The sequence below is a fragment of the Salipiger abyssi genome, assembly GCF_017311415.1.
Classification (GTDB): domain Bacteria; phylum Pseudomonadota; class Alphaproteobacteria; order Rhodobacterales; family Rhodobacteraceae; genus Salipiger; species Salipiger abyssi_A.
Genome location: NZ_JAEKIS010000001.1, coordinates 245,961 through 260,152, shown reverse-complemented (window position 1 = coordinate 260,152; position 14,192 = coordinate 245,961). Strand labels below are relative to the sequence as shown.

General features: G+C 64.9%; 13 protein-coding genes. 8 read left to right on the top strand and 5 right to left on the bottom strand.

Features of this window, described 5'->3' with window-relative positions; translation table 11 throughout:
- The first annotated feature begins 165 nt into the window (after window positions 1-165).
- The 4 genes from I6N89_RS01295 to I6N89_RS01280 all read left to right on the top strand — a co-directional run bounded on the left by I6N89_RS01295 (window position 166) and on the right by I6N89_RS01280 (window position 2,842).
- Window positions 166-771 carry an alpha-ketoglutarate-dependent dioxygenase AlkB family protein gene (locus I6N89_RS01295; RefSeq protein ID WP_236016362.1) on the top strand — a complete coding sequence of 202 codons (606 nt, stop codon included), beginning with the start codon at window positions 166-168 and terminating at the stop codon, window positions 769-771.
- A 69-nt stretch (window positions 772-840) separates the two neighbouring features.
- Window positions 841-1,614, top strand: coding sequence for a potassium channel family protein (locus I6N89_RS01290; protein WP_207016424.1), 774 nt, complete (start codon window positions 841-843; stop codon window positions 1,612-1,614).
- Window positions 1,614-2,114, top strand: a complete 501-nt coding sequence (locus I6N89_RS01285) for a GNAT family N-acetyltransferase (protein WP_207016423.1) — start codon at window positions 1,614-1,616, stop codon at window positions 2,112-2,114. Before I6N89_RS01290 ends, I6N89_RS01285 begins: the two co-directional genes overlap by 1 nt.
- Window positions 2,115-2,131: 17 nt before the next feature.
- On the top strand, window positions 2,132-2,842 hold the full coding sequence (locus I6N89_RS01280) for an NYN domain-containing protein (protein WP_207016422.1): 711 nt from the start codon (window positions 2,132-2,134) through the stop codon (window positions 2,840-2,842).
- 23 nt (window positions 2,843-2,865) lie between these two features.
- Here the strand turns inward: I6N89_RS01280 and I6N89_RS01275 are convergent, their stop codons facing one another.
- Window positions 2,866-3,489 carry a TetR/AcrR family transcriptional regulator gene (locus I6N89_RS01275; RefSeq protein WP_207016421.1) on the bottom strand — a complete coding sequence of 208 codons (624 nt, stop codon included), beginning with the start codon at window positions 3,487-3,489 and terminating at the stop codon, window positions 2,866-2,868.
- Window positions 3,490-3,696: 207 nt separating this feature from the next.
- Between I6N89_RS01275 and mbfA the strand changes: the two genes are divergently transcribed.
- Together mbfA and polA are read left to right on the top strand one after the other, a co-directional pair.
- Window positions 3,697-4,671: an iron exporter MbfA gene (gene mbfA / locus I6N89_RS01270; protein WP_207016420.1), complete on the top strand. Its 975-nt coding sequence runs from the start codon at window positions 3,697-3,699 to the stop codon at window positions 4,669-4,671.
- Window positions 4,672-4,858: 187 nt separating this feature from the next.
- A complete protein-coding gene (gene polA / locus I6N89_RS01265) occupies window positions 4,859-7,666 on the top strand; it encodes a DNA polymerase I (protein ID WP_207016419.1) in 2,808 nt (935 codons plus the stop codon).
- 82 nt (window positions 7,667-7,748) lie between these two features.
- On the opposite strand, the gene I6N89_RS01260 is transcribed toward polA, so the two are convergent.
- The 3 genes from I6N89_RS01260 to nth all read right to left on the bottom strand — a co-directional run bounded on the left by I6N89_RS01260 (window position 7,749) and on the right by nth (window position 10,739).
- Window positions 7,749-8,975 carry a S8 family peptidase gene (locus tag I6N89_RS01260; RefSeq protein WP_207016418.1) on the bottom strand — a complete coding sequence of 409 codons (1,227 nt, stop codon included), beginning with the start codon at window positions 8,973-8,975 and terminating at the stop codon, window positions 7,749-7,751.
- Window positions 8,976-9,084: 109 nt separating this feature from the next.
- Window positions 9,085-10,098, bottom strand: coding sequence for an adenosine kinase (locus tag I6N89_RS01255; RefSeq protein ID WP_207016417.1), 1,014 nt, complete (start codon window positions 10,096-10,098; stop codon window positions 9,085-9,087).
- Entirely contained in the window at window positions 10,095-10,739 is a 645-nt protein-coding gene (gene nth / locus I6N89_RS01250; RefSeq protein ID WP_076699477.1) for an endonuclease III, read from the bottom strand. Before nth ends, I6N89_RS01255 begins: the two co-directional genes overlap by 4 nt.
- Window positions 10,740-10,863: 124 nt before the next feature.
- On the opposite strand from nth, the gene I6N89_RS01245 reads away from it, so the two are divergent.
- Window positions 10,864-11,694, top strand: coding sequence for a methylated-DNA--[protein]-cysteine S-methyltransferase (locus I6N89_RS01245; protein ID WP_207016416.1), 831 nt, complete (start codon window positions 10,864-10,866; stop codon window positions 11,692-11,694).
- 227 nt (window positions 11,695-11,921) lie between these two features.
- On the top strand, window positions 11,922-12,587 hold the full coding sequence (locus tag I6N89_RS01240) for an OmpA family protein (protein WP_076699480.1): 666 nt from the start codon (window positions 11,922-11,924) through the stop codon (window positions 12,585-12,587).
- 186 nt (window positions 12,588-12,773) lie between these two features.
- Here the strand turns inward: I6N89_RS01240 and I6N89_RS01235 are convergent, their stop codons facing one another.
- The gene (locus I6N89_RS01235; RefSeq protein WP_207016415.1) at window positions 12,774-13,463 is read right to left on the bottom strand and encodes a sugar transferase; all 690 of its coding nucleotides are present in this window, start codon (window positions 13,461-13,463) and stop codon (window positions 12,774-12,776) included.
- Window positions 13,464-14,192 lie beyond the last annotated feature (729 nt).

The window sequence follows — 14,192 nt, the reverse complement described above, 5'->3', positions numbered from 1 at the left end:
GCATCCAGCCCCGCAAGTGTGAAATGCCGTCCGGTTGGGGCCTCGCGGCGTTCGGAGGGTATATAAGGAGGGGCTTTGAGCCCTGCAAGCGCCGTGCTGGGCGAGAGTCCGGCAAATGGGAGGAATTTCTTTGCAGCTCGCGGCGGAATGCGGAAGAAAGTGGCCATGGCAGAGTTCATCGACCGGCGCGGTTTCCGGATTTATCACGATTTTCTCGACCGCGCGGCGCAGGAGGCGCTGGTCGAGGCGCTGCGCGGCTGCCTGCGCGTGGCGCCGCTCTATCAGCCGGTGACGCCGCGCGGGCAGAAGATGTCGGTGCGCATGTCGGCGGCGGGGCGGTTCGGCTGGATCACCGACCGGCGCGGCTATCGCTACGAGGAGCGCCACCCGGACGGTATGGCCTGGCCGCCGATCCCGGCAGAGGTGCTGGCGATCTGGGAGGCGGTGGCGGATTGCGCCCGGACACCGGAATGCTGTCTGATCAACTGGTACGGCGAAGGCGCCCGCATGGGGCTGCATCAGGACAAGGACGAGGCGGATTTCGCCTGTCCGGTGGTCTCGGTGTCGCTGGGCGACGAGGGGCTCTTTCGCATGGGCAACATCGAACGCGGCGGCAAGACGGAATCGGTCTGGCTGCGCTCCGGCGATGTGGTGGCGATGGGCGGCGAGGCGCGGCTGAAGCATCACGGCGTCGACCGTATCCGCTTCGGCTCCTCGACGCTGCTGCCGCAGGGCGGGCGGATCAACCTGACGCTGCGGGTGGTCACCTGAACCGGGCCTTCAAACTTGCCCGCGCCTGTCCGGCAATCGTATAGCGGGGCGATCAGGGGACGGAGCGGCATGCGCGAAGACAGGCTGAAGAAACTGACCGAGCTCTATGAAGGCAATAGCGACCGCGCGCACCGGTTCCGCTATGTCGTGCTGACATTCGACATCGTCACCGTGCTTTTCGTCATCGCTACCTCCTTCACCCATCACGGCCCGGTGGTCGAGGCGATCGACGCGGTGTTCGGGGTGTTCATCCTGGCCGATTTCGCCGCCCGCATCGCGATTTCGCAGAATCGGCTGCGCTTTCTGCTGATGCCGGTGACGCTCGCCGATATCGTCTCGATCATATCGTTTCTGGCGCCGCTCGCGGGCGAGGGTCTGGGCTTTCTCCGCGTCGTGCGCACGCTGCGTTTTCTGCACACCTATCAACTGCTGAAGCGGCTTCGGGCGGATTTCCCGTTCTTCCGGCACAATCAGGATGTGTTTATTGCGGCGATCAACCTGATGGTCTTCATCTTCGTAATGACCGGGCTGGTCTATGCCACGCAATACGGCAGCAATCCGCAGATCTCGAACTATGCCGATGCGCTCTATTTCACCGTGACCGCCCTCACCACCACCGGGTTCGGCGACATCACCCTGACCGGATCTTTCGGGCGGATGATCTCGGTGGTGGTGATGATCTTTGGCGTCACGCTGTTTCTGCGGCTGGCGCAGGTGCTGTTCCGCCCCAACAAGGTGCGCGAGACCTGCCGGACCTGCGGGCTGTCGCTGCACGATGCCGACGCGGTGCATTGCAAGCATTGCGGCGCGGTGATCCATATCGAAACCGAAGGGCAGAACTGATGACCGATCTCGTGATCCGCGATTTCGAGCCGCGCGACCGGGACGCGCTGTGGCGCATTCTGGAGCCGGTGTTCCGCGCTGGCGACACCTATGCCATCGACCCCGACATCTCGCGCGAGGCGGCGCTGGCCTATTGGTGCGGGCCGGAGCGGCGGGTGTTCTCGGCGGTGCTCGACGGGCGGCTGGCGGGGTCTTATTACCTCGTGCGCAATCAGCAGGGCGGCGGCAGCCATGTCTGCAATTGCGGTTTCGTCACCGATACGGCGCTGCGCGGCAAGGGCGTGGCGCGCGAGATGCTCGCCCATGCGCTGGAGACGGCGCGCGCCGCCGGATTCCGCGCCATGCAGTTCAATTTCGTGATCTCGACCAACACCCGCGCCGTGGCGCTCTGGGAGCGCGCCGGCTTCGATATCGTCGCCCGCCTTCCCGGCGCCTTCCAGCATCCGGAAAGGGGTTATGTCGACGCGCTCGTCATGTATAAGGCGCTGGTGACGGACTGACACACCCGGAGACACCCTTGCCTGACGATACCCGCCTGCTCGCCGTCCTGATTGACGCCGACAACACCTCGCCGAAATACGCCCGTGCGATCTTTGACGAGATCGCCTCTCTGGGCGAGGCCAGCGTGCGGCGGCTCTACGGCGATTTCTCCAGCCAGCAGATGTCGGGCTGGTCGAAGATCACCGCCGAGTTCGGGCTGGTGCCGCTGCATTCGCCGGCCAATACGGTGGGCAAGAATGCCAGCGACATCTCGCTGGTGATCGACGCCATGGACCTGATGCATACGGGCCGCTTCGACGGCTTCGTTCTGGTGAGTTCCGACAGCGATTTCACCCGGCTCGCCAGCCGCATCCGCGAGCAGGGGCTGGATGTGTTCGGCATGGGCATGCAGAAGACGCCCGACGCTTTCCGCAAGGCCTGCAAGCGGTTCATCTTTCTGGAAAACCTCGACGGCGCCCCCGAGCAGAAACCCGGCAGCCCGGCACCGCGCCCCTCCGGCAAGCTCGACGAGGCGCGCAACCTCATCTTTACCGCCATGGACGGGATCGAGCAGGAGGACGACTGGTATACGCTGGGCCAGCTCGGCCAGTTCATCACCGCCGCCAATCCCGATTTCGACACCCGCAGCTATGGCAAGCGCAAGCTGTCGGATCTGGTTGCGGAGTTGAAGGTGTTCGAGACCAAGCGCGGACCCGGCAACCAGCTATTGGTGCGGCGGCTCGACTAAGGCGTTGCGGGGGCTGAAAGGCGTCAGGGCTTGCGGCCGTAGCACGCAAGGAAGGTGGTGACCGCGCCGTCGACCACGCGGGCGATTTCCTGCTCGGAGAAACGCGACTTGATACCGAAGACCAGCTTGCTCCAGAGATCGGCCTTGCAGAGCTCGGCGAACTGGTCGGCGGCGAGATCGAAATCCTCGATCGCCAGCTCTCCCCGCTCCATCGCCTCGCGCAGATAGCCGGTCATCTCGCCATGCATCAGCATCGGGCCGCTCTGGTAGAACTGCTTGCCGAGCTCGGGGAACCGGTCGGCCTCGGCGACGCAGATGCGGAACACCCGGTGGCTCATGTCCGACAGGATGAAGCACAGGAAGGTGCGCCCGACCAGCGGCAGCACAATATGCGGCGGCTGGGTCATGTCGATGGCCATCAGGGATTCGTCGGCCTGAAGCTTGCACTGCTTGCGGGCCATTTCCATGAAGAGCAGGCGCTTGTCCGGAAAGTAGCTGTAAAGCGTCGCCTTCGAGACCCCCGCGGCGCGGGCGATATCGTCGACGCTGGCGCCTTCGAACCCGTCACGCAGAAAGATCTCGCGCGCGCCGGCGAGCACCTGATCGAATTTGCGTCCACGCCGGACGGTTGCCGCGCTGGCCGGCATCTGAACTCTCCCCTAGTCCAGGAATTATAGACGGTTCAGTTCATTTCGGGCAAGCGCTCTTGTCGAAAACCTGCTTTGAGCGGCCATTGCGCCTGCGAAATGTCACAGATCGGGCTGCGGCGTTCTGGACCGGTTCCTGTGTGAAAATCTCATTGAACTTCCCTGCTTGGCTCGTATTTTAGAATCATTCCAAACTGAGGGCCTGTCATGCGCTTTTTCACCCAACGCCGGCATTTCAAGGATCTGAGCGAGCAGGAAGTGCTGGCGCTGGCGATTTCTTCGGAAGAGGACGACGCCCGGATCTATCGCAGCTATGCCGAGATGCTGAGGGGCGACTTTCCCGATACCGCCAAGGTCTTCGATGGCATGGCAGAGGAGGAAGACGGGCACCGCAAGGCGCTGATCTCCGCCCATCGCATTCGCTTTGGCGAGGTCATTCCGCTGATCCGGCGCGAGCATGTTGCGGGTTTTTATGCGCGCCGTCCGGTCTGGCTGATGAAGAACCTGTCGCTGGAACGCATCCGCGAAGAGGCGGAGAGCATGGAGCAGGATGCCGAACGCTTCTATCTGGAGGCGGCGCGGCGCAGCACCGATGCGGGCACACGCAAGCTTCTGGGCGATCTCGCCGCCGCCGAGGCTGGGCATGAGCAGCGCGCCACCGAGCTGGCAGGCGAACACCTGACCGGCGAGACGCGCGGCGACGAGGACCGGCTCGCGCACCGGCAATTCGTGCTGACCTGGGTGCAGCCGGGGCTGGCGGGGCTGATGGACGGGTCGGTCTCGACCCTGGCGCCGATCTTTGCCACCGCCTTTGCCACGCAGGATCCCTGGACGACCTTTCTGGTGGGGCTTGCGGCCTCGGTCGGCGCGGGGATTTCCATGGGGTTCACCGAAGCCGCCTCGGACGATGGCGAGCTGTCGGGCCGCGGCTCGCCGATGAAGCGCGGCATCGCCTCGGGGGTGATGACGGCGGTGGGCGGGCTCGGGCACGCGCTGCCCTATCTCATCCCGCATTTTTGGACCGCGACGATCATCGCCTGGGTGATCGTGTTCTTCGAGCTCTGGGCGATTGCCTGGATCCAGAACAAATATATGGAAACGCCGTTCTGGCGGGCCTCGATGCAGGTGGTTCTGGGCGGCGCGCTGGTGCTGGCGGCGGGGGTGCTGATCGGCAGCGGCTGAGGCGCGGCGCTCGTCAAGCCCTTGCGGGCTTTCCTCGCGGGGGCGGCCTCCGGCGGGAGTGTTTCGGGAAAGATGAAAGGCCGGGGGCGGCGCGTTTCCCCGGTCTCCGCGCAGATAAGCGCTGGCAGAGCGAGCTGACCCATGGCAAACCGGCACGGGCGTGCAAGAGGCCAAGGGAGACGCGACCATGACCCAGTTCGACAAGGGCTGCCATCTGCATCTGATCGACGGATCGGCCTTTATCTTCCGCGCCTACCACGCGCTGCCGCCGCTGACCCGCAAATCCGACGGGTTGCCCATCGGCGCCGTCTCGGGCTTCTGCAACATGTTGCAGAAATATGTCGAGGACAATGCCGGCCCCGACGCGCCGACCCATGTGGCGGTGATCTTCGACAAGGGCAGCCACACCTTCCGCAACGATCTCTACGATCTCTACAAGGCCAATCGCGAGGAGATGCCCGAGGATCTGCGTCCGCAGATCCCGCTGACCCGCAAGGCCACCGAAGCCTTCAACATCGCCTGCAAGGAGATGGAGGGCTATGAGGCCGACGACATCATCGCCACGCTGGCGGTGCAGGCACGCGAGGCCGGCGGGCGGGTGACGATCATCAGCTCCGACAAGGATCTGATGCAGCTTGTCGGCGACGGGGTCGAGATGCTCGACGCGATGAAGAACCGCCGCATCGACCGCGACGGCGTGTTCGAGAAATTCGGTGTCTGGCCCGACCGGGTGGTCGACGTGCAGGCGCTGGCGGGCGACTCGGTCGACAACGTGCCGGGCGCCCCGGGGATCGGCATCAAGACGGCGGCGCTGCTCATTAACGAGTTCGGCTCGCTGGAGGATCTGCTGGAGCGTGCCGAAGAGATCAAGCAGCCCAAGCGCCGGCAGACGCTGATCGACAAGCGCGAGCAGATCGAGCTGTCGAAGAAGCTGGTGCAGCTCGATTGCGAAACGCCGCTCGATTTCACGCTCGACGATCTGGAGGTGAAGGAGCCCGATGCGGAGGTGCTGCTGGGCTTCCTTTCGGAGATGGAATTCCGCACGCTCACCAAGCGCATTGCCGACTCGCTGGGCACCGAGCCGCCGGTGATTCCCGACACCACGCCGGAGGGCGCCAACCCGCCCGAAGACGATGCGCCCGAGCTGCCGCCCATCGACCCGGAGAAATATGCCTGGGTGAAGAGCGCCGAGGATCTCGCGCCCTGGATCGCGCAGGCGCAGGCGCGCGGCTGGGTGGCGGTGGATACCGAGACCACCGGGCTCAACGAGATGGCCTGCGATCTGGTGGGGATCTCGCTCTGCATCGAGCCGGGGCAGGCGTGTTATATACCGCTCGCCCATCGCGCGGCGGGCACTGACGATCTCTTTGGGTCCGACGATCTCGCCGAGGGGCAGATGCCCATGCAGGCGGCGCTCGACGCGCTGAAGCCGCTGCTCGAGGATCCGGCGGTGATGAAGATCGGGCAGAACATGAAATACGATGCCAAGATCTTTGCCCGTTACGGCGTGCAGATTGCGCCGATCGACGACACGATGCTGATGTCCTACGCGATGAATGCCGGGCTGCACACGCACGGGATGGACGCGCTTTCCGAGCGCTACCTGTCGCACAGCCCGATCCCGATCAAGGAGCTGCTGGGCTCGGGCAAGAGCCAGATCACCTTCGACCGGGTGCCCATCGCGGATGCGGTGAAATACGCCGCCGAGGATGCGGATATCACCCTGCGGCTCTGGCAGATCTTCAAGCCGCAGCTGCACCGGGCGCATGTGACCCGCGTCTATGAGGGGCTGGAGCGTCCGCTGGTGCCGGTGCTGGCAGAGATGGAGATGGCCGGGGTTCAGGTCGACCGCGACACGCTGAGCCGCATGTCCAACGCGTTTTCGCAGAAGATGGCGCAGCTCGAGGCGGAGATCCACGAGCTGGCGGGGGAGACCTTCAATGTGGGCTCGCCCAAGCAGCTCGGCGAGATCCTCTTCGACAAGATGGGGATCGAGGGCGGCAAGAAGGGCAAGACCGGGGCCTATGCCACCGGGGCCGACGTGCTGGAGGATCTGGCGACCGAGCATGAGCTGCCGGCGCGGGTGCTGGACTGGCGGCAGCTGTCGAAGCTGAAGAGCACCTACACGGATGCGCTTCAGGAGCATATCAACAAGGAGACGGGGCGGGTTCACACCTCCTATGTGATCGCCGGCGCGAACACCGGGCGTCTGGCCTCGACCGATCCCAACCTGCAAAACATCCCCGTGCGCAGCGAAGAGGGGCGGCGCATCCGCGAGGCATTCGTGGCGCCCGAGGGCAAGACGCTGGTCTCGCTCGACTATTCGCAGATCGAGCTGCGCATTCTGGCGCATATGGCGGATATCGACGCCCTGAAACAAGCCTTCCGCGAGGGGCAGGACATCCACGCCATGACCGCGTCGGAGATGTTCAACGTGCCGATGGAGGAGATGACGCCGGAGATCCGCCGGCAGGCCAAGGCGATCAATTTCGGGGTGATCTACGGCATCTCGGGTTTTGGCCTCGCGCGTAACCTGCGCATCCCACGCAAGGAGGCGCAGGATTTCATCGACCGCTATTTCGAGCGCTTCCCGGGCATCAAGACCTATATGGACGACACCGTGGCTTTTGCGAAGGACAACAAGCGGGTGGAGACGCTGTTTGGTCGGGTGATCCACACGCCGGAGATCGCCGCCAAGGGGCCGCGTGCCGGCTTTGCCAAGCGCGCCGCGATCAACGCGCCGATTCAGGGCACGGCGGCGGATATCATCCGCCGCGCGATGATCCGCATGCCGGAGGCGATCGAGGGGCTGCCCGCGACGATGCTGTTGCAGGTGCATGACGAACTGCTCTTCGAGGTCGAAGCGGGCGCCGAGGACGATCTGATCGCCGCCGCGCGCAAGGTCATGGAGGGCGCCGCCGAGCCGGTGGTAAAGCTCGACGTGCCGCTGGTGGTGGATGCCGGGCAGGGCGGGAGCTGGGCCGAGGCGCATTGAGCCGGAAACACCCGCCCCGGGCTTGACCCGGGGCCTCCATCCTTGCCGCCGAGGCCCCGGATCAGGTCCGGGGCGGGAACGATCAGCCGACTGCCGGCGCGGGGGCCTGAACCAGCCCCTGGCCGCGATCCAGCGCGTCGGTGGCCGGGTCGATCCCGGCGGCGGTGCAGGTGGCCAGCAGCCGCGCTCGGACCGCTTCCGCCGTGGCCGGGCTGCCGGAGGCGCGCTGGGCCTCCCACCAGAGCGCCGCGATTCCGGCCACATGCGGGCAGGCCATCGAGGTGCCGTTCAGCGCCCGCAACCCGCCGCCCGCCGCTGCCGAGATCACATTGACCCCGGGTGCCGAGAGCGTGGGATTGGTGTTGGAGAAGGGCGCGATGCCGTAGCCGGCATCGCCTTGCCCGAGCGCGCCGACAGAGACCACGCCCAGTGCCGCCGCCGGGACCGAGGCCGAGACCTCGAATTGCGGATCGAGCGTGCGGCGGCTTTCGTTGCCGGAGGCAGCGCAGACCACCGCACCGCCGGAAAACGCCGCCTGGGCGCGCAGCATGTCCATCAGCGCGTCGAACATGCGCAGGTTCATCCTGTAACCTTCGAGCGCGGCGGAACCGGCCAGCAGCGGCGGCCAGCCCTGCTGCTGGAGCCGCTCGACCAGCCCGGGAAAATCGAAGCCGAGCGACATCGAAATCACCTGCGCTTGAAGATCGGAGGCCCATTTCATCGCCTGAAACAGCATGTCGGAGGAGCCGCGCCCGTCATCGGCCAGCACCTTGCCGATCAGCGCATCGGTCACACCGCGCGCGACGCCGATGCGGGTGCCATCCACGTCGCGCCCGAACACCGTGCCGGCGCAATGGGTGCCGTGGCCGTTCGCGTCCTCGATCCCGGATCCGGCAAAGTCGCGGGTGGTGAGCGTGACGCCCTCGAAGGCCGGGTGATCGCTGTCGATGCCGGTATCCAGCACCGCCACCCGCACGCCGGCACCGGTGAACGGACTGGTCTCCGCGCCGGTGGCGGCAATGCCCCAGGCGGGCTCGGCATCCTCGCTGCGCACATCGTCCAGCGGTTCGGGCTCGACCAGCCGGGTGGGCATGGCGCGGGCGACGACTGCAACGCCTGCATCGCGGGAGATGTCGCGCATGTCGCGGGCGGTCAGATCGGCGGTTTCCAGAACCGGCGCCGGGGGCACATCGCCAAGTGCGATGCTCTCCATGGCACGCGGGCCGATGGCCGCGCCGGCGGGGGGCAGGGACGGGCGCGGCGCCCGGCTGCGGAACGGAGCGTTTTCGTCGCGCAGAATGATGAACATGGGAAATCTCGCTTCAATAGGACGGTTTCAATGTCTTAATGAAGCGAGCATACCCCCATAGGTTGATTTCACGAAGCGTGGCCCCGTGAAACCTACGTGAATTCGCCGGTCAGATAAGGCCGTTTCGGCGGAACAATGCCTTCAGATCTGCTTCGGGGCGCGGACCCATATGGCTGATCACCTCGGAGGCGGCCACAGTGCCCATGCGGCCCGCCGTTTCCATGTCTGCTCCGGTCGCGAGCCCGTAGAGGAAGCCCGCGGCGAACTGATCGCCGGCGCCTGTGGCATCCACCGGCACCACCTTGGTCACCGGCACATCGGTGCGCACGCCCTCGCGCATGATGCTCACCCCGTCGCCCGAGCGCGTGCAGACCACCAGCGGGCAGAGCTCGGCCACCCGGGCGAGATCCTTCTCCAGCGAGTCGTCCTGATAGAGCGAGCGGATCTCGGCCTCGTTGCCGATCACGTAGTCCATCTCATTGGCGATGAGGCGCAGGAAATCCTCGCGGTGACGCTCGACACAGAACGGATCCGAGATCGCGATCCCGGCCAGCCCGCCGGCTTTGCGGCAGGTGCGGGCGGCGCGCAGGAAGGCCTCTTTGCCCTTGGGCTTGTCGAAGAGATAGCCCTCGAGAAAGACGATTTCCGCCTGTGCGGCCACGTCTTCGGAGACATCCTCGGGCCCGAGCTCGGCGGAGATGCCGAGATAGGTGTTCATCGAGCGCTCGCCATCGGGCGAGACGAAGATCATCGAGCGCGAGCTGGGTAGCTCCCCGCCCGCGACCGGAGCGTTGACGAAATCGGTGCCGCCCTTTTCCATCGACTCGGCATAGAAGCGCCCCAGCGCGTCGTCGCGCACACGGCCAATAAAGCCGGTGTTCAGCCCCAGATTGCCGAGCCCGGCCAGCGTATTGGCCACCGAGCCGCCGGCAGCCTGCACGCGGTTTTCCATCGAGCCGTAAAGCGTTTCGGCGCGCTCGCGCTCGACCAGCTGCATGATGCCCTTCTCGATCCCCATCAATTCGAGAAAGCTGTCGTCGCTGCGGCTGATCACGTCGACGATGGCGTTGCCGATGCCGACGACCTGGTATTTCTTCGTCGGATGCTGGGGGGTCAATGTCATGGTGTCTTGTCCTCGAACTGGCAGAGATCGCGGATCAGACAGGCATTGCATTTGGGTTTGCGCGCGACGCAGGTATAGCGCCCGTGCAGGATGAGCCAGTGATGCGCATGCTGCTGGAAATCCACGGGGATGTTGTCTTCGATGGCGCGTTCGGTGGCGACCACGTCCTTGCCCGGACAGATGCCGGTGCGGTTGCCGACGCGAAAGATATGCGTGTCGACCGCCTGCGCCGGATAATGCCACCACATGTTCAGCACCACATTCGCCGTCTTGCGCCCGACCCCCGGCAGCGCCTGGAGCGCCGCGCGGGAACAGGGCACCTCGCCGCCGTAGTCCTCGTGCAGGATCTTCGACAGCTTGATGACGTTCTTGGCCTTGTTGCGGTAAAGCCCGATGGTCTTGATATGCTCGATCACGCCCTCCTCGCCAAGCGCCAGCATCTTTTCCGGCGTGTCGGCGATCTGGAACAGCTTGCGCGTCGCCTTGTTGACGCCGGCATCGGTGGCCTGCGCAGAAAGCGCCACGGCCACCACCAGCGTATAGGCGTTGACATGCTCCAGCTCGCCCTTGGGTTCGGGCTCGGCCTCGCGGAAGCGGGTGAAGATTTCCCGCAGGGTGTGGTAGTCGAGCTGTTTTGCCATCCCGCGTTTAATGCCCGCAGCCCGAGGGATGCGCAACATTCGGGTCGCAAGCTGAGGCCATTTGTCTAGAAAAAGAGGAAGATGGCCGGATTCCCGGCAAAGACTGCGCAATCGGGGCGGACCCATGGACGAGAACGGATATCACTACGAGGTCATGCGGCGCGCCATCGCCATGGTGGACGAGGCCGGGCCGCAGGCGACGCTGGAGGATCTGGCGGCGCGCATGGATATGAGCCCGGCGCATTTCCAGCGGGTCTTTTCGCGCTGGGCCGGTGTCTCGCCCAAGCGGCTTCAGCAATATCTGACGCTGGGCCATGCCAAGGCGTTGCTGTCTGACCGCTTCACCACGCTCGACACCGCGTATGCCACGGGCCTGTCGGGCAGCGGGCGGCTGCACGATCTGTTCCTGCGCTGGGAGGCGATGAGCCCGGGCGAGTTCGCCCGTGGGGCTGAGGGGCTGACGATCCGCTGGGGCTGGTTCGACAGCCCGTTCGGCAAGGCGCTGGTGATGGGCACGGATAAGGGGATCTGCGGCGTGGGCTTTGCCTCGGAAGCGGGCGAGGAGGCGACCATGGCCGATCTGTGCGGGCGCTGGCCCGGCGCGGATTTCGTCGAGGACCCGGCGGCGCTGGCCGATTGGGCCGAGCGGGCCTTTGGCCGGACGGGGGGCGAGGTGCCGCTCTTCCTGATCGGCGCGCCGTTCCAGATCAAGGTCTGGGAGGCGCTGATGCGCATTCCCTCGGGCCATGTCACGACCTATTCCGAGATCGCCCAGGCCATCGGCAAGCCCCGTGCGGTGCGCGCGGTCGGTACGGCGGTCGGGCGCAATCCGATATCGCTGATCATTCCCTGCCACCGGGCGCTGCGCAAATCCGGCGGGCTTGGCGGCTATCACTGGGGGTTGCCGGTGAAACGCGCCATCCTCGCCTGGGAGGCGGCCCGGCTGGAGGCTTAGAGGCTGTGTGGTTTGCGGAGCGGTGGGCAGATTGCCCACCCTACGGAGAGCGCCGGTTCGGGCGGTGCGGCGTGGCCGCTGCGCCGGGAGTGCGGCGGATCCGCCCGTTATCACGATGGGCGGAGACCTGCCGATTTCCCCGTGACACGGTTATTGGCGCGATGCATCCTCGGGCTATAACGCAGGAGGAGGCCCCCGCCGGGGGCCAACGACATATGAGGCATATAATGATCCGGGCCAGAACTCCCATTCTTCTTTCGCTCGCTGCGGTCATGGCGCTGGGCGCCTGTACCGAAGGCCAGATGTTCGACGAGAACAACCCAAACAACAACACCAACCGCGGCGTCGCGCTTGGCGCGCTTGGCGGTGCGGTGGCCGGTCGGCTGATCGGCGGCAACAACGACGACACCGTCAAGAATACACTGGCGGGTGCTGCGGCCGGCGCGGCCATCGGTGGCATCATCGGCAACCAGCTCGACAAGCAGGAAGCCGAACTGCGCCAGCAGCTGGGCAATGACGTGACGATCAATAACACCGGCGACCGGCTGATCGTGACCATGCCGCAGGATATCCTGTTCGCCACCGACAGCGCGTCGCTGCGGTCTGATCTTCAGGCCGATATTCGCACCGTGGGCCGGTCGCTGCTCGAGTATCCGAACACCACCGTGCAGGTGCTGGGCCATACCGACAGCGACGGCGACGCCGCCTACAATCTCGGCCTGTCGCAGCGCCGGGCGCAATCGGTGGCCAGCCTGCTCATCGCCGAGGGCGTGCCGTCCTCGCGCGTTCAGGCCATCGGGCGTGGCGAGGACCAGCCGGTCGCGTCGAACCTGACCGCCGAGGGCAAGCAGCAGAACCGCCGGGTGGAAATCGTGATCCTGCCCACCGGCTGATCCTGGGCCCGATGAGAAATTCGACCGCGTCGCAGATCATCTGCGGCGCGGTTTTCTTTTGCCCGCCGCCGGTGTGAGGGTCGCGTCATATGCCGGGGCGGCAGCGGCAGACCGGACGCAAAAGGCCCCCGCCGGAGCGAGGGCCTCGATGTGCGCGAGCCCAAAGAGAGAGATGAGAGAGAGGGCTCAGCAACCGGTGCCGTGCAGCACCACCTTGAAGGTCTTTGCGAGGATCTGAACATCTGTCTTGAAGGACAGCTTGCGCAGATAATCGGTGTCGAAACCGGCGCGCTCGGCAAAGCTCGACTCGTTGCGCACCGAAGTCTGCCAGAAGCCGGTGATGCCCGGGCGCAGAGCGTAATAGGCGGTGCCGGGATAAAGCTCTTGCTGATCCACCATCATCGGGCGCGGACCGACGAGAGACATGTCGCCGCGCAGCACGTTCCAGAGCTGCGGCAGCTCGTCGAGCGAGGTCTTGCGGATGAACCGGCCGACGCCGGTGATGCGCGGATCGTGGCGGAGCTTCTGCGTAAGGTTCCATTCGCGGCGCGCGGCGGGCGTCCGGTCGAGGTAGGCTTCGAGCTGATGGTCGGCATCGGCCACCATCGAGCGCAGCTTCCACATGTGAAAGACGCGACCGTTCCGGCCGACGCGCTTTTGCAGATAGATGGGGGATTTGCCGTCGAGCGCGATGATCGCGGCGAGAACAAGCGTCACCGCCAGCACCGGGAGCGCGCTGATCAGGACAAGCGCGATGTCGAGCGTGCGCTTGAGAGCGTGACGGTAAAAAGAGGCGCGGGGCGCAGAGAACAGCGCATCGTCGATGAGCTTTTCAATTTCGGCCGTGGGCAGCGGCTGGCGGATATGAAGTGTCACAATGACCTCCCGAAGGCATGCATCGACGGAAGAAGACGGCAGGCAGACCGAGAGGCCGGGTGACACAGGCACGCAAAAACCGAGTGCTCTGCCGAGGCAGAACAGAACAAAGCGCGCCGTTAAGACGGTTCAGATTGTCAAAATGTCAGTTCCGAGCAGTACGCAGCAGACTTACCGTTAACTCCCAAGTGGAAGCACCAACCCCCAGTGCCGTAGTATGACGAAATTATGTTCTTTGGCTCGATGTTGATGGTTATGACCCTGCGCCATATTTTCGTCAACAAGTCGTTTGGAACACAACCTATGGGCGAGTTTTCTCGCATCGTTTTGTGTTACGCATGAGCGCGCAACATGTTTGCCTGCTGCTGCAATCGGTGTGGTTTAAAGAGATGCGGCGCTAGATGTCGGGGTGCTACGTCCGGCCTGGAACTGTGCCGCCGCGCGGCATGGCTGTGCATTTTGGTGCGAAACAGTTGTGGCGCGTTCAGCTTGTAATTGTTCCAAAACCAGAAACAAATTCGCGCAATGGCATGTATTGGTGTTGGGCTTCGCTGTCGTTTGCGCTGTCATGTATTTTGTCTTCTGCATGCCGCCGCGTATTTTGGAAACAATATGACGCGGCGCCTTCCGCCGCCGAGTTGCGGCCTGCCGTCAGCCACCCTGTGCTGCGGCCCCGCGTCGCTGAGGCCGAGAAGGCCGCCCGGTCCTTCGGAGGCTCCCTGGGAATGC

Bases quoted from the DNA above. Each gene is read 5' to 3' on its own strand.
- I6N89_RS01295 (WP_236016362.1), top strand. From the start codon at position 166: ATGGCAGAGTTCATCGACCGGCGCGGTTTCCGGATTTATCACGATTTT.
- I6N89_RS01290 (WP_207016424.1), top strand. From the start codon at position 841: ATGCGCGAAGACAGGCTGAAGAAACTGACCGAGCTCTATGAAGGCAAT.
- I6N89_RS01285 (WP_207016423.1), top strand. From the start codon at position 1,614: ATGACCGATCTCGTGATCCGCGATTTCGAGCCGCGCGACCGGGACGCG.
- I6N89_RS01275 (WP_207016421.1), bottom strand. From the start codon at position 3,489: ATGCCGGCCAGCGCGGCAACCGTCCGGCGTGGACGCAAATTCGATCAG.
- mbfA (WP_207016420.1), top strand. From the start codon at position 3,697: ATGCGCTTTTTCACCCAACGCCGGCATTTCAAGGATCTGAGCGAGCAG.
- polA (WP_207016419.1), top strand. From the start codon at position 4,859: ATGACCCAGTTCGACAAGGGCTGCCATCTGCATCTGATCGACGGATCG.
- I6N89_RS01260 (WP_207016418.1), bottom strand. From the start codon at position 8,975: ATGTTCATCATTCTGCGCGACGAAAACGCTCCGTTCCGCAGCCGGGCG.
- I6N89_RS01255 (WP_207016417.1), bottom strand. From the start codon at position 10,098: ATGACATTGACCCCCCAGCATCCGACGAAGAAATACCAGGTCGTCGGC.
- nth (WP_076699477.1), bottom strand. From the start codon at position 10,739: ATGGCAAAACAGCTCGACTACCACACCCTGCGGGAAATCTTCACCCGC.
- I6N89_RS01245 (WP_207016416.1), top strand. From the start codon at position 10,864: ATGGACGAGAACGGATATCACTACGAGGTCATGCGGCGCGCCATCGCC.
- I6N89_RS01240 (WP_076699480.1), top strand. From the start codon at position 11,922: ATGATCCGGGCCAGAACTCCCATTCTTCTTTCGCTCGCTGCGGTCATG.